We start from the raw sequence: 22,392 nt of genomic DNA, 5'->3' as shown, positions 1-22,392 counted from the left end.
ACCGAATAAACTCAGATGATATTGCACAATCACTTATGCCATTAAGTTCTAAACAAACAAAATTTGGCATAAGATAGTTGTAATAAATTCGTTAATCATTAGGTCTTTTAGGCCAAGTTCATCACAGCAGAAAATATTATGCCTATTTATCGTTATTCAAACCGTTCATTAACAGCACTGGCTGTTGGTTTAGCCTTATCCTCTTCGTTAACTGTCGCGGCAGAAGACACTTCGACTATCGAAGTGATTCAAGTGTCAGGCAAAGCGATTAACGATAAAGGTTTGTCACCTAAAAACAGCACTGTCGATGGCCCTTTTGGTGATGGTATTGCGCTTAAAGATATTGCCCGCTCGGTCACTCCTATTACAAGCGAGATGATTGAACAGCTTAATATTATCGACTTGTCAGATATTCAAAAAGTCAGCCCTAATAGTTATTCGGCCAGCGGTTTTGGCGCCTCAAGCTTGCCGACTATTCGTGGTCAGTTAGGTGAGTTATATCAAGATGGTGTGCGCCGCCAGGCGGGTAATAATGGCTTTGGGATCCCAATGTCGTTTAACGCCATAGAACAAATTGATGTGGTAAAAGGTGCGCCCCCAGTATTACTAGGCACCAGCCAACGTAATGGTGGTTTTGTTAATGTGCACTCTAAAGTGGCGCCCACTAATGACAAATTTGCCAACCTCACCGCCTCGGCCGGCAGTTGGGATCATTATCGTGCTCAATTAGATATTGCCACCGATATTGTTGCAGACCAAAGTGGTGTTCGTTTAAGTGTCGAGCATATCGATAATGGCAGCTACTATGATTACTCTGGCTTTCAAAGCGACAGTATTTTTGTGGCATTTCGCCTGTTACCAGACAATGTCAGCACCTGGGACATCAATGTCGAATATTATGATGTCGACTTTACCGACAACGCCGGGATTAACCGCCCGACCCAAGCATTAATTGATGATGGCTTATATGTTACCGGTCAAGGCATTCAACCTAACGGCAGCACCATACCAGGCGCCAATGCCATTGTGTCGCCAACTGGGTTAGTCAAAATAGATCGCAGCCAGGTACTGACCGATCCAGACAACATCAACAACGCGCAAACGTTTATTCTTCACAGCACCTATGTGCGTGAGTTAAGCGATAAAGCCACTTTTAAAAATATCACTTACTATCAGCACTTAGAACGTGAAGAAATTGCCCAAAACAGTTTTGTTGAAATCATCGATGGCGCTGACACTGCACAAAACCGAGTTGAGTTAGCCTATCAATGGAACAACGACCAAAGCACCATTGTCGCTGCCGATATCCGCTACAACAAGGTGTTAGGTTACAGCCAATTTACCACCGAAGCCGATTTACCTATCGATTTAACAGGCCCCATTGAAAACCGCCGAATTCCACTTACTGCAGAACAGCAAGCAAGGCTGGTTGAGCTGCGCCCTGGGGTGTTTGTATCACCTGGGGCACAATACGACATTGATGGAAATGGCAGCGGCGACTATTCATTATCTGACACCACAGACTCAACCAGCTGGCAAACCGGCCTCGCGATTCAACACAACAGCCAATGGACCGATAAACTGTCGACCAGCATTGGCTATCGAGCTGACTTTTATGATGTTGAAGCTCGCGATGCTTTAGTGCCCCAAGGGCAAATTGCCGCCAGTGATTCAATTAATGAAATGCTCGAATCTGGGCAAATCAGTATTAGCTATCAGCTCAGCGACTTTATCACCACCTATGCCAGCGCCAGTTATAACGAGTCCACCTCAAACAGTATGGCGGGCGGCACCACGTTAGGCGCCAATAACCAAATTAGCAGCCAAAACTTTGCCACCGAAAACACCTTAACCGAAGTGGGTATTAAATATTCGCCAAGCGACAGTGCCTGGTATGTCGATGCGGCTGTGTTTGATCAAAAACGCAGTTTGCGAAATCGCGATGGCAGCAACACAGGAATTCGTACTAAAGGATTTGAGGCGCAAGCCTTTTATGACGCCGACCCATATTGGTTTAGTGCGGGCTACAGTTATTTAGATGCACGCTATGATAATTCAGCCAGCAGCCAGGATACGGTTCAAGTGGCCGATGCGTTTGATAATTCACGACCAGATATCATTGCAGGTACTGGAATAGGCGCGCCAAACTTTGCGTCATTTGCGCCATCAAATAGCCGTGTACAAGGTTTACCTGAACAAACGTTCACAATTAATGGCGGAATGTCGATTACTGAGAAATGGAAAGCCGGTTTCTCCGGTCTATATACCAAGAGTTATCCATTGGACTATTTAGCAACTGTGTATATTCGCGATCAATACACGCTCAATATCAATACTCGCTATGACTTTAGCGAACAAACCAGTGTAAGACTTGACGTTAATAACGTCACAAACCAAAAGAACTGGCGCCCAGTATTTGAAGGCGGTTATTTCGGTTCTACCCTGGTTTACCCAGAATTACCTATTAATGCCACCCTGACATTGCAGCATTCATTTTAAGGCTATAAAACATGTTAAAAAAAATCATACTATTAATTATTGCAGCAACGCTGGTGGGGTTATTTTTCCACTTCGATTTAAACCAACTACTCACGCTTGATGGCCTAAAAGGCTCAATGGCGCAATTTAGCCAGCTACGTCAAGAATCACCACTGTTAGTCATCGGCGGTTTCTTTGCATTGTATGTGGCTGTCACGGCATTATCACTACCCGGTGCGGCGATTCTTACCATCGCATCTGGTGCGTTATTTGGCATAGTCGAAGGCTTAATAATAGCCTCATTTGCCTCAAGCATTGGCGCAACACTAGCTTTTTTAGTGTCGCGTTACTTATTACGTGACTCGATTAAACAACGTTTTCCAGAGCGTTTAGCGGCCATTGATGCCGGAATTGAAAAAGAAGGCGGCTTTTACCTATTCACTTTACGTTTAGTGCCTATTTTCCCGTTCTTTTTAATCAATATGCTGATGGGCGTTACCGCGTTTAAGTCGTGGACCTTCTATTGGGTCAGCCAGGTCGGTATGTTTTTGGGCACCTTTGTGTACGTCAATGCCGGGACTCAATTAGCACAAATCGACAGCTTATCTAACATTTTATCGTTCAACCTAATTTTGTCATTTGCACTATTAGGCTTATTCCCGCTTATCGCTAAGGCCATTGTGAATATGATTAAAAAACGTCGCGTATACAGCAACTGGACTAAACCCGCTAAATTTGATCGCAACCTTATTGTGATTGGCGCTGGCGCGGGTGGTCTTGTAACCAGTTATATTGCCGCTGCAGTAAAAGCCAAGGTGACCTTAATTGAAGCCGGTGAAATGGGCGGCGACTGCTTAAACTATGGCTGCGTGCCCAGCAAAGCGATTATTAAAAGTGCCAAAATAGCCGAGCAAATACGTAATGCCCATCATTACGGCCTAGAAGACAGCACACCTGAGTTTTCATTTAAAAAAGTCATGGCACGTGTGCATCAAGTGGTTGCCGATATTGCGCCGCACGACAGTGTTGAGCGTTATACTAATTTAGGGGTTGATGTGGTCAAAGGCTACGGCAAGTTAATTGACCCATGGACAGTAGAAATTACCTACCCAGACGGCAACACCACTCGCCTAACCGCGCGCAGCATTGTAATTGCCACCGGTGCCCGCCCATTTGTACCGCCATTACCAGGTATTGAAGAAGTCGGTTATGTTACCAGTGACACCTTATGGGACAAGTTTGCCAAACTTGATGCTGCACCACAAAAATTAGTGGTACTTGGCGGCGGCCCAATTGGCTCTGAGCTTGCGCAAAGCTTTGCCCGTTTAGGCTCACAAGTCACTCAAGTTGAAATGGCTGAGCGCATCATGATTAAAGAAGATCTTGAAGTGTCTGAGTTTGCTACCCAGGCATTACGTAACAGTGGCGTTAACATTTTAACCTCGCACCAGGCCCTGCGCTGTGAACTGCGCGAAGGTAAAAAATACCTTATCGTTAAGCATCAAGACCAAGAGCAAGCTATTGAATACGACCAGTTGTTATGTGCTGTCGGTCGTAGTGCACGTTTAAGCGGTTACGGTTTAGAAGAACTCGGCATTGAAACCAATCGCACCATTCAAACCAATGAATATTTAGAAACGCTATACCCTAATATTTATGCCGCTGGCGACATTGTTGGCCCATATCAGTTCACTCATGTGGCCGCGCATCAAGGTTGGTACGCAGCAGTAAACGCCCTGTTTGGTCATTTGAAAAAATTTAAAGTCGATTACCGCGTGATCCCATGGACCACCTTTATCGATCCAGAGGTGGCCCGTGTAGGGATAAACGAATATGAAGCTCAGCAACAAGGGATTGATTATGAAGTCACGCGCTTTGATTTTGCCGAGCTTGACCGCGCCATTACCGACAGTGCCACCGACGGTTTTATTAAAGTCATCACTCCAAAAGGCAAAGACAAAATCTTAGGCGTTACTGTCGTGTCAGAACATGCTGGCGACTTAATTGCTGAGTTTGTATTAGCGATGAAACATGGCTTAGGGCTGAATAAGATTTTAGGTACCATCCACAGTTACCCAACATGGGCCGAAGGCAACAAGTACGCCGCTGGCGAGTGGAAACGTAATCACGCACCAGCAACCGTGCTGCGTTGGTTAGAGAAATACCACACATGGCGCCGTGGTTAATCCTTTAAAAAGCATAAAATGGTGGCAGTTAACCCAGGTTAACTGCCAGTCATTAAATGAAACAAGCGTGAATCAATAGAAACTGCCGGGCAAGAGATAATGCCAATTGCAGTAAGAGAGCCAAATAAAATGAGTACAATATTCAAGGCATTTGTCGCAAGTGTTGTCATTGCGCCCCTACTCTTAAGCACACTACTATTCAGTCAAATCAGTGTGGCTGCCGATGCAATCCCAGCAACAACTGAGCAGGCCTTACACCAACAGTGGCAAGCCTTGGTGAGTCAGCACGTAAAGCCGATTAATAATGGCAACAGTAGCGCGGTAGATTATGCGGCAATGCAGCAGCAACGCACTCAACTGCAAAGTTACCTCAAGCAGCTGAGCAACATCAGTCAGACACAATTTGATGCATGGGATAAATCGACACAATTGGCCATGCTCATCAATGCTTATAACGCCTGGACGGTTGAGCTCATCTTAACTAAGTATCCTGATATTGAATCGATAAAAGATCTCGGCGGATTTTTTAGCTCGCCCTGGGACAAAAGCTTTATTCCTTTGCTTGGCAAAACCCGCAGCCTCAATGATATTGAACATAAACTGATCCGTGGTAGCGATCGATATAACGATCCTAGAATTCATTTTGCGGTAAATTGTGCCAGCATCGGCTGCCCAGCACTGCTTGAAGAAGCCTATACCGGCGCTAAGCTTGAGCAACAACTCGATGCCCAAACCAAGCGTTATTTAGCTGACACTAGCCGCAATTATGCCAAAGGCGATACGGTCTATTTGTCTGCCATTTTTAAATGGTATGGCGATGACTTTACTCAAGGTTTTGCCGGTGCGGATTCTGTTGAAGCATTTTTATTACTCTACCCTAACGCGTTAACACTCAATGGTGCTCAGCAAGATGCCGCGAATAAGCAGCAATTAGATATCGATTACCTCGATTATAACTGGTCGTTAAATGCGGTTCGATAAACCAATGTTCTCCAGTAAAATCTCTAACATAATGAAGCATATTGTGGCGGCTTTGGCATTGGGTGTCAGTGTATATGCTTGCCTTTGGACGAGCGTAGCTTATGCACAAACCAATGAGCTTGGCGCATGGGAAGAGATTGAAGCGCGTGGTGTTAACCAAGATGTGTACTTTCATGCCTGGGGCGGCGATCCGCAAATCAATCGCTATATTCAATGGGTTGCCGAGCAAGTTAAGCAGCAATACCAAATCACATTACACCATGTAAAACTCACCGACACAGGCGAAGCCGTTAGCCGGGTATTGGCAGAAAAATCAGCCAGTAACCATCATAATGGCAAAGTCGATTTAGTGTGGATTAATGGCGAAAACTTTGCCGCGATGGCAAAGCATCAATTATTGGCGCCAAATTGGGTTGCGCAATTGCCCCACTTTGCCTTAACCGATCCTGATAATAATCCGGCCATGAGCCGTGATTTTGGCGTACCGACTCAAGGCATGGAAGCGCCGTGGGGCAAAGCGGCACTGACGTTTTACTACGACAGCTTATTGACCCAAACGCCACCACAAACACTGCAACAATTAAGCTTATGGGCAAAACAACATCCGGGGCGATTTAGTTATCCTAAGCCGCCTGATTTTTTAGCCATGAGCTTTTTAAAATATGCGCTAATCGCCCTTAACAACAGTCAGCCTGATGCCATTAAAAATAGGCTTTATCAACCCGCTAACGCGCAAAGCCAGGCATTATTATTGCCACCACTTTGGCAATACTTAGACGATTTACATCCAAACTTATGGCGTAAAGGCCAACATTTTATGTCCAGCGGCTTAGCGCTGCGCCGATTAATGGGCGATGGCGAGCTAGCACTGGCCTTTACCTTTTCGGCCGCCGAAGTGCCCGCGGCTGTCGCGCGCTTTGATTTACCAGACAGCACCCGAAGTTATCGCATGCGTGACGGCAGTTTAAGCAACATCCATTTTGTCGCCATTCCTTATAATGCAGCGCATACAAATAGCGCTAAATTGGTGGTTAACTTTTTACTCAGCCCAAAAGCTCAGGCAAAAAAACAACAAGCAAACGTGTGGGGCGACACCAGTGTGATTGCTTTATCGCAATTACCAGCAAAGCAACAGAAGTGGTTTGAGCCACCCGCACTGTCACACCCTAGTGCCAATATCGCTAACCAAGACAGCAGTCCTGCATTGAGCGAACCGCACCCAAGTTGGACTAAAGTCATTGCAACCCAGTGGTTACAACGCTATGGAGTGATGCGGTGATAACAGCAAAAAGTGGTTTTAATACCTTGGTTCGCAGTAGCCCGTATTTAATGATGGCGTTGCTCGTGCTGCCGGTTATGGGCGGTTTAATTGCAGTGGTGTTACCGGCTTTTGGCTGGTTTCCGGTACTTGGGCACACTCAATTTAATGTCAGTGGCTTTGTGGATTTATGGCATACGCCCGGCATTGGCTATATGGCGCTACTCAGTGTGTCCACCAGCTTTATCAGTACCTTACTGGCTTTTGTCATTACCATATTGATTTTAGGCAGTTACTTTACTAGCCCCTGGCTAGGTTATATTCAACGCTTGTTAGGACCAATTTTAGTTATCCCTCATGCCGCCGCGGCGATTGCCATTGGCTTTTTAATTACCCCGTCAGGGATGTTTTCACGGCTGGTGTCACCCTGGTTAAGTGGCTGGGATTCACCACCTGATTGGCTTTTTCCGCATGATGCTATGGGGCTAAGTATTATTTTAGGCCTAACCCTCAAAGAGTTGCCTTTTTTATTATTGATGGCTCTAGGTGTGCTGGCACAGCCCGAGTTAGGCCATACGTTGCGGGCTCAGCATCGAGTGGCACTAAGCCTAGGTTATTGCCCGATGACCGCTTTTTTCAAAGTGGTCTTGCCCAGCTTATATCCCTTTTTGCGCTTACCGATTTTAGCGGTACTTGCCTATGCCAGTGCCAGTGTCGAGATTCCGTTAATTTTAGGTCCCAATAGTCCGCCAACGCTTGCCGTGGCCATTATGCAATGGTTTCACGATGTCGATTTAAGCTTGCGTATTAAAGCTTCGGCTGGTGCCATTGTGCAGATAGCCCTGACGTTACTCTTACTGCTTGGCTGGTGGTTGGCAGAAAAGCTCATCAACAAACTGTCTCAATCTATGTTGGTTAATGGTAAGCGCGAATATGCCGGCGCCATCATGCAAAATATCACTCACGTGATGACTCTGGTGATGTTAACGATTATCGGCTTAGCCTTGCTGGGCATGGTGTTATGGTCTTTCGCCGGTTTTTGGGCTTATCCTGATCTACTGTCTCAGACGTTTGTTGGCCAGCATTGGCAATCTGCATTACAACAAATGCACACGCCGCTACTCGATACAGTGTTAATTGGAGTGTGTGCAACGGGATTAGCGATTGTGCTGACCTTACTGACGCTAGAATCTGAGCAACAGACCAGTAAAGCCACCTCAAGATTAACCAGTGTGATCATTTACCTACCGTTACTGATCCCCAGCATTGCGTTTTTATTTGGCCTGGTATGGGTATTAGAGCAAGTAAACAGTCACCATACCTTTATTAATGTGGTACTAGCGCATTTACTCTTTGTATTGCCCTATGTATTTTTGTCGCTTGCAAGCAGTTACCGGCGTTTAGATCCGCGCTTTAGTCATGTTGCCGCCAGTTTAGGCGCCAGCCAGGCAAAAATATTTTGGCAAATAAAATTACCCATGTTGCTAGCACCTATTTTTATAGCTGCGGCGCTAGGCTTAGCCATTAGTTTTAGCCAATATTTACCGACATTATTAGCCGGTGGTGGGCGGATTAATACCATTACCACTGAGGCTGTAACTTTAGCGAATGGCGCCAGTCGACGTACTAGTGCGGTTTATGCATTAGTACAAATGTTGCTCCCAGCTCTTGGTTTTCTGCTCGCATGGGCACTGCCTAAAATGCTGTTAACACACCGCGATTAAGGACACATAATGCAAACGCACGAGCAAACAACCGCGGCAAGTTCAAACACTTCTTCGTTGGTGATTGAACAGTTAACCCTAAAGCGGCAACAACAGCTGTTGTTATCCTTAAACGAAACCATCGTTGGTGGTGATATTCTGACGATTATGGGGCCATCGGGTAGCGGAAAATCGACGCTGTTAAATTGGCTCACCGGAATGCTGCCAAAGGGGTTTAGTGCCACGGGCAATTTATACCTAAATGGACAGCTCATCACTGACACTGCCAGCCATATGCGACGTATTGGATTATTATATCAAGACCCTTTACTGTTCCCGCATCTCACTGTCGCAGGTAATATTAGCTTTGCCATGCCAGCCGGAGCTAAAGCACAACGCCAAGCTGATATTAGCCAGGCATTATCTCAAGTAGGATTAGCCGGTTTAGAGCATCGCAGCCCACAAAGCTTATCGGGTGGGCAACAAGCTAGAGTCGCACTGCTGAGGGTGTTATTAAGTCAGCCCAAAGCCATTTTACTTGATGAGCCTTTTAGTAAGCTTGATAGCCAATTACGCCAAGAAACACGGCAGTTGGTGTTTGAGCAAATTCGTCAGCACAAGCTGCCCGCGATTATGGTTACTCACGATCAAAGCGATGCAGAGGCGGCGCAGGGCAAGATCATTTCGCTGTTTTAGCGTGTGAATAGTGACAATTAATTGGAAACCACAAATGCTAGATAGATTTATAACACCCGTGATCAAGCCAATGCTTAAACCGCTTGTATTGCTACTGGATAAAAAACAAGTACAACCCGATCAACTCACACTCATCGGCTTTGTGGTTGGAATGTTAGCAGTGCCTTTTTTAGCCCTACAAGCCTGGTACGTAGCATTATTATTTATCGTATTAAACCGCATTATTGACGGACTTGATGGTGCCCTTGCCCGTCATCAAAAACACACTACGCCATCGGGGGGTTATTTAGATATCTGTCTCGACTTTTTGTTTTATGCCGCGATTCCTTTAGGATTTGCACTCGCCAATCCCAATGAAAACGCGTTAGCCGCTGCTGTGTTACTCACTGTGTTTATTGGTACAGGATCAAGCTTTTTAGCCTTTGCAATCCCAGCCGAAAAACTCAATCTACCGCGGCCACAGTTTGCCCATAAAAGTTTTTATTTTTTGAATGGCCTGACCGAAGGCACTGAAACTATCGCCTTTTTTGTGGCATTCTGTTTATGGCCGACTTACTTTCCAGAGCTGGCTTATACGTTTGCTTTTTTAGGTACTATTACCATTTTCACCCGTATTCACGGCGGCTATAACACCTTAAAAAATCATCTAGCGGCGCAGTCATCAACAACAGACACCAATCCAATTAACACTGCAATTGAGGAGCCGAAAACATGATAGATGATATGGCAGCAATCAGATTGGGAGTGTTTTTAACCATTTTGGTATTAATGATGAGTCTCGAGGTCTTGTTCCCTGCTAGAAAACTCAGCAAAACCCCTCAGTCAGCCTCAATGGCAACACGCTGGGTGGGTAATTTTGGCTTGTTAATTATCTCATCACTAATCGCAAGATTAATACTGCCATTAGGTTTAGCCGGCTTTGCCTTGTATGTCAGCTCACAACAATGGGGATTATTACATTATTTAAGCTTGCCAGTTTGGCTGAATATTGCTGTCAGCGTGTTGCTACTTGATATGTTGATTTATTGGCAGCACAGGTTGTTTCATCGTATTCCAGTATTGTGGCGTTTGCACAAAGTGCATCATGCCGATCGCCACGTCGACAGCAGTACCGCATTGCGCTTTCACCCTATCGAAATCATTGCCAGCCTAGGCATTAAAGCGATTGCCATTGTGGCATTGGGTATCCCTGCTGAAGCGGTGATCTTGTTTGAGATATTGCTTAATGGCTTTGCTATTTTTAACCACACCAACATTCGCTTACCCGCAAAAATTGAAAAACTCGCCCGTTTAGTGCTGGTCACTCAGGTATTGCATCGGATACATCACAGCCAACTGATGAGTGAAAGCAACAGCAACTTTGGCTTTAGTATTATCTGGTGGGACAAATTATTTGGCACGTACACAGCAAAGGCCAGTAAACCTGATACCCAAATTGATATTGGCTTAACCCAATACCCTAACGCAAAACAAAATGCATGGTTAAACGGTTTATTGTGGATGCCTTTTAGTAACAATAAAAAATAACGTTTTAGAAGCGTTATTGTAATACAGCAAGTTAAATTAACTACAACGTGCTGTATTACTAATATAAATAGAACTCCATACTCATTAGCCAATTTAACATTGAGATTTTTTATTCTCTTCATTTGTGATACGTAACATCTGCAGCGCTTGATAAAACGTTCAAATCTGCCCACTATATTACTAATATAAAAATAACCAGAAGAGACCATATGATCGGTTTTACCCAAAGCTTGAAAGCTCGCATTGCCGACCTAGAACAACAAATCGTTAGAAAAGAGCAACAACACAGCGATGAAATATCTCAACTACAACAACGTGTTGCTGAGTTAGCAGAGCAAATGTCGGCTTTTGATAATCAATCGGAACATAATGCAGCATGCGCTAATATACAATTACAAGGTGCCACGATGCTCAATGATATTCGTGACACCACTCTGGCTAATTCAATTAAGTTAGACGACGAAAAACAAATGCTGTCTGAAGTGGACAAACTGTTCGGTCAAACCCGTATGGCTATTGGTAACTTAAAAGATCGTGCTGGGCATTTAAATGATCATGCAGAAAAAAGTATGGCGACCGCAGCCCAGTTGAGCCAATCTGCTAATGGCATCAGCAACCTGGTGTCATCAATTCAACAAATTTCTGAACAAACAAATTTACTTGCACTTAATGCTGCCATTGAAGCGGCGCGTGCGGGAGATGCTGGGCGTGGCTTTGCCGTTGTCGCCAGTGAAGTACGTCAATTAGCAAGCAACGCTCATGATGCCAGCGCCAATATTGAAAAATTAGTTGCAACGGTCATAGAGCAAACCGAACAAATTAAACAAGTTGTGATAACAAACCAAACTTGTTCAAGTGATATTGCAGCCTCTTCTGAACAAATTGATCAAGTGGTTACCGAAGTACTGCAAAGCTCTGGCGTGATGAAACGTGTTATTGGTGAAGCGTCAATGACCGCATTTTTAACCACGGTAAAGTTAGATCATAGCGTTTGGAAAAATAACGTTTACAGTATATTAGCTAATAAAGACAGCAAGGCCAGTGTTAATAGTCACACTGAATGCCGCCTCGGCAAATGGTATTACCATGGCGAAGGCCAGCAGTTTGCCAGTTTGTCCAGCTTTAAAGCGATTGAGCAACCCCATAAAACAGTACACATTGCGGGTAAAGCAGCGGTAGCAGCCATGCAGTCTGGTGATGAATCCACGATTTTAGCTCATCTTGAAACCATGGAAGATGCCAGTATTCGCGTAGTGAAAGCCATCGATAATTTATTGTCGCAAAGTCAGCACCAATAACCCTCTTTAATTCAATTATCGATTTAAAACCGTTAGCAGGATAACGCTCCGCTAGCGGTTTTTGGCCATTGCGCACAAATCACTTAACTCAAGCGTATTTTTCACAAATCTCCGCGCCCATGCTATATTAGCGCCCATTCGAATTTGTTTAATCAGTTAAGGTTTATCCATGAAAATCGGTATTATTGGCGCTATGGAGCCAGAAGTTGTTCATTTAGTGCAAGCCATTGTCAACCCTGTACACACTACTATTGCTGGTATCGAATTTATCAGTGGCAATATTGCCGATAAAGAAGTGGTTGTGACACGCTCAGGTATAGGTAAAGTGGCAGCGAGTATTGCAACAACCTTACTGATTGAAAAGTTTGCGGTGACTCATGTGATTAATACCGGTTCAGCAGGTGGATTTGTTGATACATTGGCAATAGGCGATATCGTGATTTCATCTGAAGTGCGTCACCACGATGTTGATGTGACGGCTTTTGGTTATGAAATTGGTCAGATGGCACAACAGCCAGCCGCGTTTTTACCCGACCACACATTAGTTAATGCTGCGAAAAAAGCCGTGGCTGAACTCGGTGAAGTAAACGCCATTGAAGGGCTAATTTGTACTGGCGACAGCTTTATTTGTGACCCTGTCCGCACGAAAGTGATGCGCGAAAACTTCCCAACTATGGCCGCATGCGAAATGGAAGGCGCTGCCATTGCTCAGGTTTGTCATCAGTTTAACGTGCCATTTGTGGTCATTCGTTCGTTATCAGACAATGCAAATAATGACTCGCCAGTTGATTTCGACTCGTACATCATCAAAGCGGGCATGCACTCTGCCATGATGGTTATTGCGCTGTTACAACAGCTGTAGATTATCTACTATATACCCAATCAACTTGAAGATCCGTGTTTCAGAGCTTCACCGTGTTTTCAATACTAGGCGCGTTAATACGGTAATGTAGGTACCTTATAAATTAGCGCAACAACGCTCTTGATTTAATAATCAGGGGAACACGGTGATACTCCCAAAGGGCAAGTTTTACACGTGTTTATGCTGCGTTATTGATTTTGGAAAGGGAACGACCATTACCCGCAATCAATGCCTTGCCTAAACGCGTGTAAATTCTTGCTGAAATCGAACATCTTCAGGTTGTTTGGGTATATACTGGTTCATTTTCTCATCAATACAGAGGCTGAACCAGTCGCTTTACCGCTATACTGAACAGCAGCTTATTTATCCCGTTAGCTTGATTAGCGCAACTATTGAGTCTCTATGATTAATCAATTATTCGATCCGCAATTGTTGAGCCAGGACGGTGGGTTGCTGCAAAGCTGTTGTATTTTATTTTGTGCGTTAATATTGGCTCGCTTTGTTCCTATTCCACGCGATCTGCAACCGCTGCTTTGGTTTAATCGCATTGCAGTATTGATTGCAACTAAGGTTAATCATCCAGAGCGCGCCGTCAGCCAACAACTGACAGCAGGCATTTTAGCGACATTATTATTGGTCGTTCCGATCGGCATTATTGTTAGCTTTTTACTTAGCCTTGCTGCATATCCGTGGTTTTTTGAACTGATTATTGTGTACTTTTGTTTATGTGATTCTGCTTTTAAGCCGGTTGCCGAAAAAGTGGCACTGGCTATCAAAACAGATAATAAACAAGAAGCCAAACAATTACTCACGCCATGGGTCAGCCAAAACACGCAAGTGTTATCAGCGGTTGGCTTAAGTAAAACCACTATCGAAAAATTATTTACGACCCCAATCTATGGCACCTTAGCCACGGTATTATTTTTTGCTCTGGGCGGCGCAACCATGGCATTAGTGGTGAGAATGTTAAGGCAGCTTGAACACAGCTGGCCGACTTATCATCCGCACTTTCATATTTTTTCAAGCTTTGTAGGCCAATTTAATCGAGTGATCTTTTTTATTCCTACCTTGCTATGGCATTGCTCGCTCGCAATGCAATTTGGCCAACTTGGATTAAGTTCTATTGTGTCGTCTATGTTGCCAGCACCAGGTAATAAACAGCAGCTTAATAACCATTATGGCAGTTATGCCTTAGCGGCTAAGTTACTCAACATTGAGCTTGGTGGGCCGCAGCAATTTATCAACAATGGCCAAACTATTCGCGTTGACTTACCCAAGGTAAAAGCCGGACCTCTGCCAGATTATCGCCATATAAACCAAGCGATCACAGTGACACAAACAGCCAATCTATTCTGGATTAGCTTAACCTTATTACTGCCATTAATTTGGACTGGATTAAGATTTATTTAAAACAGGTAAATACTGTTTTAAACACAGCAGTATTTAGCGATAATACGCCCACACTTATTAGTTATTAACACATTACGACATAGCGTCATAATCGATTGCTAATATTAACGTCTGGCAAAAGGCTTACATCTTTAACAGTGTAAATCCTCTATAGTCACTGACAGTTGATTATTACCGGCTAAAAGACCTGCTTAGGAATACCATGTTGCTCAACAACTTACATGTATCATTAACCACTCCGGCATTGCTTTTTCCGGCTATTTCATTGTTACTGCTGGCCTATACCAACCGGTTTTTCTCACTGGCGGCATTAATCCGTCAACTGAGTAACGATAAAAAACCAGTGCAGGGCGACCAAATAAAAAACTTACGTCAGCGCATTATTATTATCCGCAAAATGCAAGAAGCGGGAGTAAGTAGTTTTGCCCTATGCGTACTTTGCATGATACTAATTTACACAGGCTTTAACCAAACTGGCTCGGTGGTGTTTGGCTTAAGTTTATTGCTGTTACTGTATTCATTGATTTTATCGGTGATTGAAATTCGCATCTCAGTTGATGCTCTCAACATTCACCTCAAAGAGCTAAGTAAATGAGTCAATGGATCTACATTTTCGATTTATGTGGTACCGCAGTATTTGCGCTTTCTGGTGCGCTGGCCGCGGGTAAACATCGAATGGATCCATTTGGGGTCATCGTACTTGCCTCTGTGACCGCAATTGGTGGTGGCAGTATTCGTGATGCATTAATTGGCGCAACACCGGTATTTTGGATCCGCGATCCTAACTACATCATTGTCATTTTAGCCACTGTGTTGGCCTGTTTAGTGCTCGTGCGTAAACCGCATAAATTACCGGCGTTAACCTTACCCGTAGCCGATGCGTTAGGGTTGGCATTGTTTACGGTGATTGGTGCCGAAAAAGCCTTATTAATGGGATTATCTGGCATGATTGCCGTCGTTATGGGCTTAATTACCGGTGTCGGTGGCGGCATTATTCGTGATTTACTGTGCCGCCAGGTGCCTATGGTGTTACGTACAGAGATTTACGCAACCGCTTCCATCGTGGGTGGTATTTGTTATACCTTAAGCTTGGCGGTTGGCATGGACAGTATGACATCGATGTTTATCGCAATGATCAGTACCTTAATCATTCGCCTAAGCGCTATCCGCTGGCATTTGTCTTTACCGGCTTTCGATTTAAAAACAAAGAGAATTTAATGTGCGAATAATATTGCTATTATTTTGTTTAGTTTGCAGTTTTTCAATCAGCGCCAATATTGGTGACATGCCGAAAGAGCAGCAGCTAGCCATGAAGTACATGGAAGCATTAACCGATCATGACTATTCGACTTTACGACGTTTTTATTCTCGTGATACCATTTTTTTCGACAAAACAGCGAATACCACCTACACAGGTGGACGACAAATTATTGGTTTTTTACAACGCGCCCATGAAGGCGTGCTTGAATACCGTTTAAACATAGAACACATGTTTAATACCGGTTCGCTGGTGGTGATTATTGGCAGCTATCGTTTACGCGGCCCGGGTGATCAATTCGGCAAACCGGGGAAGATTATTGACCTTGCGGTACCCGGTGTCACGACGCTTAAATTTGATAACAATACCGAACGTTTGATAGAACAGATGGATTTAATGGATTATCAAACCATGTCAGATCAACTTGAGTCGCAATAAATAATAATAATAATAAATTTCAGACATAAAAAAACGGCTTAATAAGCCGTTTTTTTACGAGTGATTAAAGCGTTACTTCAAAATCACTTTAGCAAACTTACGCTTGCCTACCTGGAATACAGCATCTAGGCCAGCATTAAAGATTTGACGACTGTCTTCCACTTTTTCGCCATCCATCTTCACCGCACCTTGCTTAATCATGCGCATACCGTCTGATGTTGAGCCCACAAGGCCAGCATCTTTTAGTAAGTTAGCAATCGCTAAGCCTTCACCCGCTTCTAACACCACTTCTTCGATGTCATCTGGGATCGCGCCTTTTTGGAAACGATCGATAAAGGCTTGGTGTGCTGCTTGTGCTTGCACTTCATCATGGAAACGCGCAATGATTTCTTTGGCCAATAAAATCTTAATATCACGTGGATTAGTGCCGTTTTCAACATCTAACTTGAACTGTGCAAGCTCTTCAAGTGGACGGAAAGATAACAGCTCAAGGTAGCGCCACATTAAATCATCTGAAATTGACATGATTTTGCCGAACATTTCATTAGCAGGCTCACTCACGCCAATATAGTTGTACGCCGACTTAGACATTTTTTTAACGCCGTCAAGTCCTTCAAGCAGCGGCATCATGATCACGGTTTGTGGCTTTTGCCCTTCCGCCTTTTGCAGCTCACGACCCATCAATAAATTGAACTTTTGGTCTGTACCACCTAATTCAACATCAGCCTCTAACGCAACAGAGTCATAACCTTGCAATAATGGGTACATAAATTCATGAATAGCAATCGCTTGGCCTGATGCATAACGCTTTTTAAAGTCGTCACGTTCCATCATACGGGCAACGGTTTGTTGTGATGCTAAACGGATCATCCCAGCGGCGCCTAATGGCTCTAACCAGCTAGAATTAAATTCGATACGAGTTTTAGCGGGATCTAAAATTTTATAGACCTGCTCTTTATAGGTTTCAGCGTTAGCAAGCACTTGCTCGCGAGTGAGCGGAGGACGGGTACTGTTTTTACCGCTAGGGTCACCGACCATGCCCGTAAAATCGCCAATCAAGAAAATCACTTCGTGACCGAGCTCTTGAAAGGTGCGCATTTTGTTTAAAATAACCGTGTGGCCTAAGTGAATATCTGGAGCGGTAGGATCAGCACCTAATTTGATGCGTAATGGACGCCCTTCTTTCAGTTTCTCAAGCAAATCCGCTTCAAGTAATATCTCATCGGTACCGCGCTTAATCTCTGCCAATACTTGATCTAAATTCGCCATCTCTACTGCAACTCCCAGGGCTTGCACAAAAAATAAAGAGGTCTATGTTACTTGTTAGCCACGGCAAATGAAAGAGTGTACACTTAGCAGATAACAACACTAGAGAGAAATTGGTACCTGAGTCAATGGCAAAGCTTCTAACTTTATTCACATTGTTGCCAAAAGCACATCAAATCACACTGTCATTATTAGTGATGTTAACCACTATTATTCTGATGTTTCCATCGGAAGATGCTCAAGCATCTAAACAAACCCAATTAGTGAGTAAATCAACAGATAAAAATACCACAGAAAATGATACTCGCTATTCTGCTCCGCTGGCCTTTAGAACCCCGACGCCCCCCGCAGACAACAAAGACGTTGAGCAAGAAGAGATTGCCGACAATATCTTTGATAACAGTACATTATCACCACAAAATGTGAACAAACATGAGTCGGTATCTGCAACGGCTGACGACGAGGCATTTGCACAACATCTTGCGATGCTGCAAACCCGCCCAGAGGGTGTCGATGGAGTACTCAAAGATATTGATAACCAACTCGCCAAACAAAAAGCCAAAATAAAACAGCAAGCGAGCAACGATGATTACACCGTTGAATATTATGAAGTCGCAAAAGGTGACACTTTAGGCGGTTTATTCAGCCGTGCAGGGTTAACCGCGAAAGATGTGTATGACATTACTCAACTGCCTTTGGCGAAAAAGAATTTGCTTACCATTATGCCAGGTGAAGAAATTGCCATCAGCAAAAATGATTTAGGTGAGTTAAAAGAACTGAGTTATCGCATGGATAAAGTGTCTACCTTGGTGATCAGTCATAACAATGACCGCTACAAAGAAGTGGTAAACACCAAAGAAGTGCAAAGTCGTACCTCGTTTATTACCGCAACCATTAAAAGCAACTTTTGGAACGCCGCCGCTGACGCAGGCTTGTCAGGAAATCACATTATGGAACTGGCCAACATTTTTGGCTGGGACGTCGACTTTGCTTTAGATATTCGTAAAGGCGATCATTTTTCATTATTGTTTGATCAAGAATATGCCGATGGCCAATTTTTACGTAACGGCAATATTTTAGCCGCTGAGTTTATTAATCAGGGCGAACGATATACCGCAGTGCGTTACACCGACGGTGAATACTATTCAGAAAACGGCAACAGCATGCGTAAAGCGTTTTTACGCTCGCCAGTCGACTTTAAGTATGTCAGCTCTAACTTTAACCCACGACGTTTGCACCCGGTAACCGGTCAAATCAAGGCCCATCGTGGTGTTGATTATGTTGCAGCCATCGGCACACCGATCAAAGCCGCCGGTAAAGGCAAAGTGATTGAGTCTGGGTACAATCAATTTAATGGTAACTATGTTTTCATTAAGCACAACGAAACCTACACCACCAAATATTTACACTTAACTAAACGCAAAGTGAACCGTGGTGAAACCGTTAAACAAGGTCAAGTGATTGGCACTTTGGGTAAAACAGGCCGAGTGACCGGTGCCCATTTACATTATGAGTTCATTGTTAACGGTGTACATCGCAATCCACGCACCATAGATTTACCAAAATCTATGCCTATTAACCGTAGCGAAAAAGGTAAGTTTACCTCATTAAGCAAGCAGTTAATGGCGCAACTAAAATCAAATCAACAGCAGCAATTGGCAAGCAATTAATTTGTCTGCCTTGCTCGCGACTTCAGTACAGAGAGTATTTCATGTCTAAGCCAGAATATTTTATCGGCCTGATGTCGGGCACCAGCATGGACGGCGTCGATGCCGTGTTAGTTGATTTTACCGCTGAGCAACCCAAATTAATTGCCGGCCATACTGAAGCGATTCCGGGCCATTTGTTAAAAGGCTTACAGCGCTTATGCCAAGCTGCAACCGATGATGAAATCAATCGCTTAGGTCGCCTTGATCGCAGTGTCGGTAAATTATTTGCCCAAGCCGTGAATAACTTACTGGCAAAAACCGATATTACTGCAGAGCAAGTTATCGCAATAGGATCGCATGGACAAACTGTGCGTCACATGCCTAATTTAGAAATGGGCTTTACCCTGCAAATTGGTGACCCCAATACCATCGCTGTTGAAACCAACATCGATGTCATTGCCGACTTTAGACGCAAAGATGTTGCACTCGGTGGCCAGGGTGCACCGCTCGTGCCCGCATTTCATCAGCAAGTCTTTGCTAAACAAGGGCAAACGCGAGTGATTTTAAACATTGGCGGTATTGCTAATATTACTTATTTACCAGGCAACAGTGATGATGTTCTCGGGTTTGATACCGGCCCTGGTAACACTCTCATTGATTACTTTGTTCACCAAAGCTTAGGCCACGCGTTTGATGAAAATGGCGCCTGGGCTGCCTCTGGTGCAACAGATCCTGAGTTTCTTAAGCAGCTATTATCGCATTCTTATTTTTCTTTATCTGCGCCTAAGAGCACAGGCAGAGAGCTGTTTAACCAGGCATGGCTTGAGCAGCAATTAGCTGATTATAGCCACTTAGACCAGGAAGATATTCAATCAACCTTACTCGACCTAACCTGCCACAGCATTGCTAATGACATCAATAAGCTGTCTGCCACAGGCGAGTTATTTGTGTGCGGCGGCGGCGCACTCAATACTGAATTAATGCAACGCCTAGCGCGATTAGTCCCAGGCTATAAAATGGACACCACTGCAGGCCTAGGCGTAGATGCCAAATGGGTAGAAGGCATAGCCTTTGCCTGGCTTGCTATGCGTCATCATAACGACTTACCTGCCAACTTACCGGCTGTTACAGGTGCATCGCGCCCAGCCGTGCTAGGCGGTCGTTTTAGAGCAAGATAACTTTTTCAATGCGAGTCTCAATGTTATGATGACTGCAAATTTGCCAAATCGATTGGGTTTAGCAAAGCCTTTACTAATTAATGAGAGTCAATATGAGCAACAAAGTCAAAAGTGTATCTGAGTTAATGAATCTTACGCCAGAAGGCCGTTACGATTATATGGTTGAGCAAGTTAAAGCAGAACAAACCATATGGACTCTGCAAGATCAAGATGGTTGCGTCATGCTAACCACCGAAGATGAAGACTGCATCCCGATGTGGCCGTCAGAAGAAACTGCCGCACTGTGGGCGGTTGACGAATGGAATGAGTGTGAGCCATTGGCGATTCCATTGTCAGAATTTCAAGAGCGTTGGGTGAGCGGCATGGAAGATGACGATTTATTTATTGCGGTATTCCCAGTGCAAGATGACTTAGGTGTGGTGGTTCCACCCTACGAAGTGAACGAACGTTTAACACCAAAGTCGCAGTCTAAGCACTAATTGAATCGCGCATAATGACCCAAGAATCAACTCAGCCAGTTACCACTACTGACGCGGCCAAACCCAGCATACCAAAGCGACTTATCGCGTTAATGCTGGTTTATGTCATTACCTCGGTTGGCGGTCTAATTGCTGCCCAATCAATGTCAGAACTCAGTGCAATGTTATGTTTATTAACGCTGATGTTAGTGCTGGGTATTGTGGGTAGACAAAAAGCGGCTTTATATTTATTGCGAGTTTACTGTCTGCTTCAGCTAATGCTCTACAGCATGTTACCGATTGTTATGTACGACCCTGATAATCTTGACGCTGGGCCTACCACTGTTGATTTTGGTGTGTTCCAAACAGTCGTGCCAGACTGGATTCTTTATAGCGTACTTATCGCTGTGGGGATGTTACAAGTGTGGATAAGCTTTAATACCAAGGTCAAAGCATGGTTTAAGTCGCGCATTAACTTCAATATTATTAGCGGTTAACCTTCTCGCTAAAATGATATAAAAAAGCCGTCTTTCGACGGCTTTTTTATTATAGGTTTGTTACCCAACAAGAAGTTTCGGATATAACGATTACACCGAGAAACTCGCACCACAACCACAGGTTGTCGTTGCGTTCGGGTTTTTAACAAAAAAACGAGAACCTTCAAGGCCTGATGTATAATCCACTTCGCCACCCATAAGGTATTGAAGACTCATTGGATCAACAACAAGTTGTACGCCTTGCTTTTCAATAGTGAAGTCACCTTCGTTGACTTTTTCATCGAACGTAAAGCCATACTGAAAACCAGAGCAACCACCACCTGTAACGTATACACGTAGTTTTAATTCAGGATTCTGTTCTTCTTCTAACAGCCCTTTTACCTTAGTTGCTGCAGCATCGGTAAATTGGATCGGCATTGCTGCATCAGTTTGTTCAGTCATTACTACCTCTTACTTCGGTGTCTACTAAGAATTATCCTTTACCTGACTATTTTGTTCAAGTATTACCCGCAGTTCTTTTTCGCCCATTAACAGCTCAGGCACGTTAAAGGTTTGCTCAATAGCACCGCCTTTAACGCCGCGACTCGCATTCACCTTCACTTTAACGGCTATCCTTTTCAAGCTAAACCCTACCGGCAGAACAAAATCGCTGTCCATAATTTGAAAGTAACTAAATTCAAAATCTAACTTTTTGTTCAATAACTTATTTAACGACAATGTGCTTGTCTTGCCATTTTGGCTACCCATTAAGGTGACCTCGGCGCTGGCTTTCACTTTCGCCTTGCGTTTTTGCAACTGAGTTAACACGATACGTAATTGAAATTGCTCGGCACTGACGCCTTGCGCCAGCTCTACGGTATTAATGGCAACCCCTTCAACGTCTGCATCGGTGACCATAACACTGCGATAAAACGCGAGCTCTTTCTCTAATGCTTTTTGCTGGGTCAGTTGTTGACTAAACATATCTTGCATTTCTTTGTTGGCATTTTCAGCAATACTTAGCGCCATATTACGGCTTGCTATGACTTGAGCTTGCTCATCAAGTTGCTGTAATAATTTACGCTTGCCACTGGCACTATTGGGTGTCGAGTCTGGAGCAAACGACAGCCAAAGATTAAAACTAACCGCGCCCAATAGAAATGACACCAGCACTAAGCTGAGTAAGTATTTGCTCGATGTCCTATTTTTACGCTCTAAAACTTGCAGTCTGTCTAACCAACGGTGATAATTTAACATTAGGTAACAACCT

Annotated in this window: 21 protein-coding genes; 18 read left to right on the top strand and 3 right to left on the bottom strand. The window is 44.1% G+C overall.

The genetic code is table 11. The features are described from left to right. Positions 1 to 138 precede the first annotated feature (138 nt). The 14 genes from GQA99_RS06210 to GQA99_RS06145 all read left to right on the top strand — a co-directional run bounded on the left by GQA99_RS06210 (position 139) and on the right by GQA99_RS06145 (position 16,095). Complete coding sequence (locus GQA99_RS06210; RefSeq protein WP_160053032.1) at positions 139 to 2,499, top strand: TonB-dependent receptor; 2,361 nt, start codon at positions 139 to 141, stop codon at positions 2,497 to 2,499. Positions 2,500 to 2,510: 11 nt separating this feature from the next. Then, complete coding sequence (locus tag GQA99_RS06205; RefSeq protein WP_160053031.1) at positions 2,511 to 4,664, top strand: dihydrolipoyl dehydrogenase family protein; 2,154 nt, start codon at positions 2,511 to 2,513, stop codon at positions 4,662 to 4,664. A gap of 138 nt (positions 4,665 to 4,802) precedes the next feature. Beyond that, on the top strand, positions 4,803 to 5,645 hold the full coding sequence (locus GQA99_RS06200) for a DUF547 domain-containing protein (protein ID WP_373291413.1): 843 nt from the start codon (positions 4,803 to 4,805) through the stop codon (positions 5,643 to 5,645). After that, positions 5,632 to 6,924, top strand: coding sequence for an ABC transporter substrate-binding protein (locus tag GQA99_RS06195; RefSeq protein ID WP_229785838.1), 1,293 nt, complete (start codon positions 5,632 to 5,634; stop codon positions 6,922 to 6,924). Before GQA99_RS06200 ends, GQA99_RS06195 begins: the two co-directional genes overlap by 14 nt. A gap of 50 nt (positions 6,925 to 6,974) precedes the next feature. After that, entirely contained in the window at positions 6,975 to 8,627 is a 1,653-nt protein-coding gene (locus GQA99_RS06190) for an ABC transporter permease (RefSeq protein WP_160053130.1), read from the top strand. A 9-nt stretch (positions 8,628 to 8,636) separates the two neighbouring features. Next, the gene (locus tag GQA99_RS06185; protein WP_160053029.1) at positions 8,637 to 9,302 is read left to right on the top strand and encodes an ATP-binding cassette domain-containing protein; all 666 of its coding nucleotides are present in this window, start codon (positions 8,637 to 8,639) and stop codon (positions 9,300 to 9,302) included. Positions 9,303 to 9,336: 34 nt separating this feature from the next. After that, the gene (locus GQA99_RS06180) at positions 9,337 to 10,017 is read left to right on the top strand and encodes a CDP-alcohol phosphatidyltransferase family protein (protein WP_160053028.1); all 681 of its coding nucleotides are present in this window, start codon (positions 9,337 to 9,339) and stop codon (positions 10,015 to 10,017) included. Continuing rightward, complete coding sequence (locus GQA99_RS06175; protein ID WP_160053027.1) at positions 10,014 to 10,829, top strand: sterol desaturase family protein; 816 nt, start codon at positions 10,014 to 10,016, stop codon at positions 10,827 to 10,829. Before GQA99_RS06180 ends, GQA99_RS06175 begins: the two co-directional genes overlap by 4 nt. Positions 10,830 to 11,038: 209 nt before the next feature. After that, a complete protein-coding gene (locus tag GQA99_RS06170; protein ID WP_160053026.1) occupies positions 11,039 to 12,127 on the top strand; it encodes a methyl-accepting chemotaxis protein in 1,089 nt (362 codons plus the stop codon). Between the two features lie 169 nt (positions 12,128 to 12,296). After that, a complete protein-coding gene (locus GQA99_RS06165; RefSeq protein WP_160053025.1) occupies positions 12,297 to 12,989 on the top strand; it encodes a 5'-methylthioadenosine/adenosylhomocysteine nucleosidase in 693 nt (230 codons plus the stop codon). 402 nt (positions 12,990 to 13,391) lie between these two features. Beyond that, the gene (locus GQA99_RS06160; protein WP_160053024.1) at positions 13,392 to 14,399 is read left to right on the top strand and encodes a cobalamin biosynthesis protein CobD/CbiB; all 1,008 of its coding nucleotides are present in this window, start codon (positions 13,392 to 13,394) and stop codon (positions 14,397 to 14,399) included. 202 nt (positions 14,400 to 14,601) lie between these two features. Further along, a complete protein-coding gene (locus tag GQA99_RS06155; protein WP_160053023.1) occupies positions 14,602 to 14,994 on the top strand; it encodes a DUF2721 domain-containing protein in 393 nt (130 codons plus the stop codon). After that, positions 14,991 to 15,617, top strand: a complete 627-nt coding sequence (locus GQA99_RS06150; RefSeq protein WP_160053022.1) for a trimeric intracellular cation channel family protein — start codon at positions 14,991 to 14,993, stop codon at positions 15,615 to 15,617. The genes GQA99_RS06155 and GQA99_RS06150 overlap by 4 nt, the downstream gene beginning before the upstream one ends. A gap of 1 nt (position 15,618) precedes the next feature. After that, positions 15,619 to 16,095, top strand: a complete 477-nt coding sequence (locus tag GQA99_RS06145) for a nuclear transport factor 2 family protein (RefSeq protein ID WP_160053021.1) — start codon at positions 15,619 to 15,621, stop codon at positions 16,093 to 16,095. 72 nt (positions 16,096 to 16,167) lie between these two features. Here the strand turns inward: GQA99_RS06145 and tyrS are convergent, their stop codons facing one another. Beyond that, complete coding sequence (gene tyrS, locus GQA99_RS06140) at positions 16,168 to 17,364, bottom strand: tyrosine--tRNA ligase (RefSeq protein WP_160053020.1); 1,197 nt, start codon at positions 17,362 to 17,364, stop codon at positions 16,168 to 16,170. 125 nt (positions 17,365 to 17,489) lie between these two features. On the opposite strand from tyrS, the gene GQA99_RS06135 reads away from it, so the two are divergent. From GQA99_RS06135 to GQA99_RS06120, 4 genes are all read left to right on the top strand, one after another. Beyond that, positions 17,490 to 19,031, top strand: a complete 1,542-nt coding sequence (locus GQA99_RS06135) for a peptidoglycan DD-metalloendopeptidase family protein (RefSeq protein WP_160053019.1) — start codon at positions 17,490 to 17,492, stop codon at positions 19,029 to 19,031. A 41-nt stretch (positions 19,032 to 19,072) separates the two neighbouring features. After that, entirely contained in the window at positions 19,073 to 20,188 is a 1,116-nt protein-coding gene (locus GQA99_RS06130) for an anhydro-N-acetylmuramic acid kinase (protein WP_160053018.1), read from the top strand. A gap of 92 nt (positions 20,189 to 20,280) precedes the next feature. Then, a complete protein-coding gene (locus GQA99_RS06125) occupies positions 20,281 to 20,667 on the top strand; it encodes a DUF2750 domain-containing protein (protein WP_160053017.1) in 387 nt (128 codons plus the stop codon). A 14-nt stretch (positions 20,668 to 20,681) separates the two neighbouring features. Continuing rightward, positions 20,682 to 21,143, top strand: coding sequence for a hypothetical protein (locus GQA99_RS06120; protein WP_160053016.1), 462 nt, complete (start codon positions 20,682 to 20,684; stop codon positions 21,141 to 21,143). 90 nt (positions 21,144 to 21,233) lie between these two features. Here the strand turns inward: GQA99_RS06120 and erpA are convergent, their stop codons facing one another. Together erpA and GQA99_RS06110 are read right to left on the bottom strand one after the other, a co-directional pair. Continuing rightward, entirely contained in the window at positions 21,234 to 21,584 is a 351-nt protein-coding gene (erpA, locus tag GQA99_RS06115) for an iron-sulfur cluster insertion protein ErpA (RefSeq protein ID WP_160053015.1), read from the bottom strand. 24 nt (positions 21,585 to 21,608) lie between these two features. Continuing rightward, complete coding sequence (locus GQA99_RS06110; RefSeq protein WP_160053014.1) at positions 21,609 to 22,379, bottom strand: DUF6776 family protein; 771 nt, start codon at positions 22,377 to 22,379, stop codon at positions 21,609 to 21,611. Positions 22,380 to 22,392: the final 13 nt, after the last annotated feature.

It is taken from the genome of Shewanella litoralis, from assembly GCF_009828585.1.
Lineage (GTDB): Bacteria > Pseudomonadota > Gammaproteobacteria > Enterobacterales > Shewanellaceae > Shewanella > Shewanella litoralis.
Note: the sequence above shows the minus strand (reverse complement) of the source record. Positions and strands in the feature narration are given on the sequence as shown.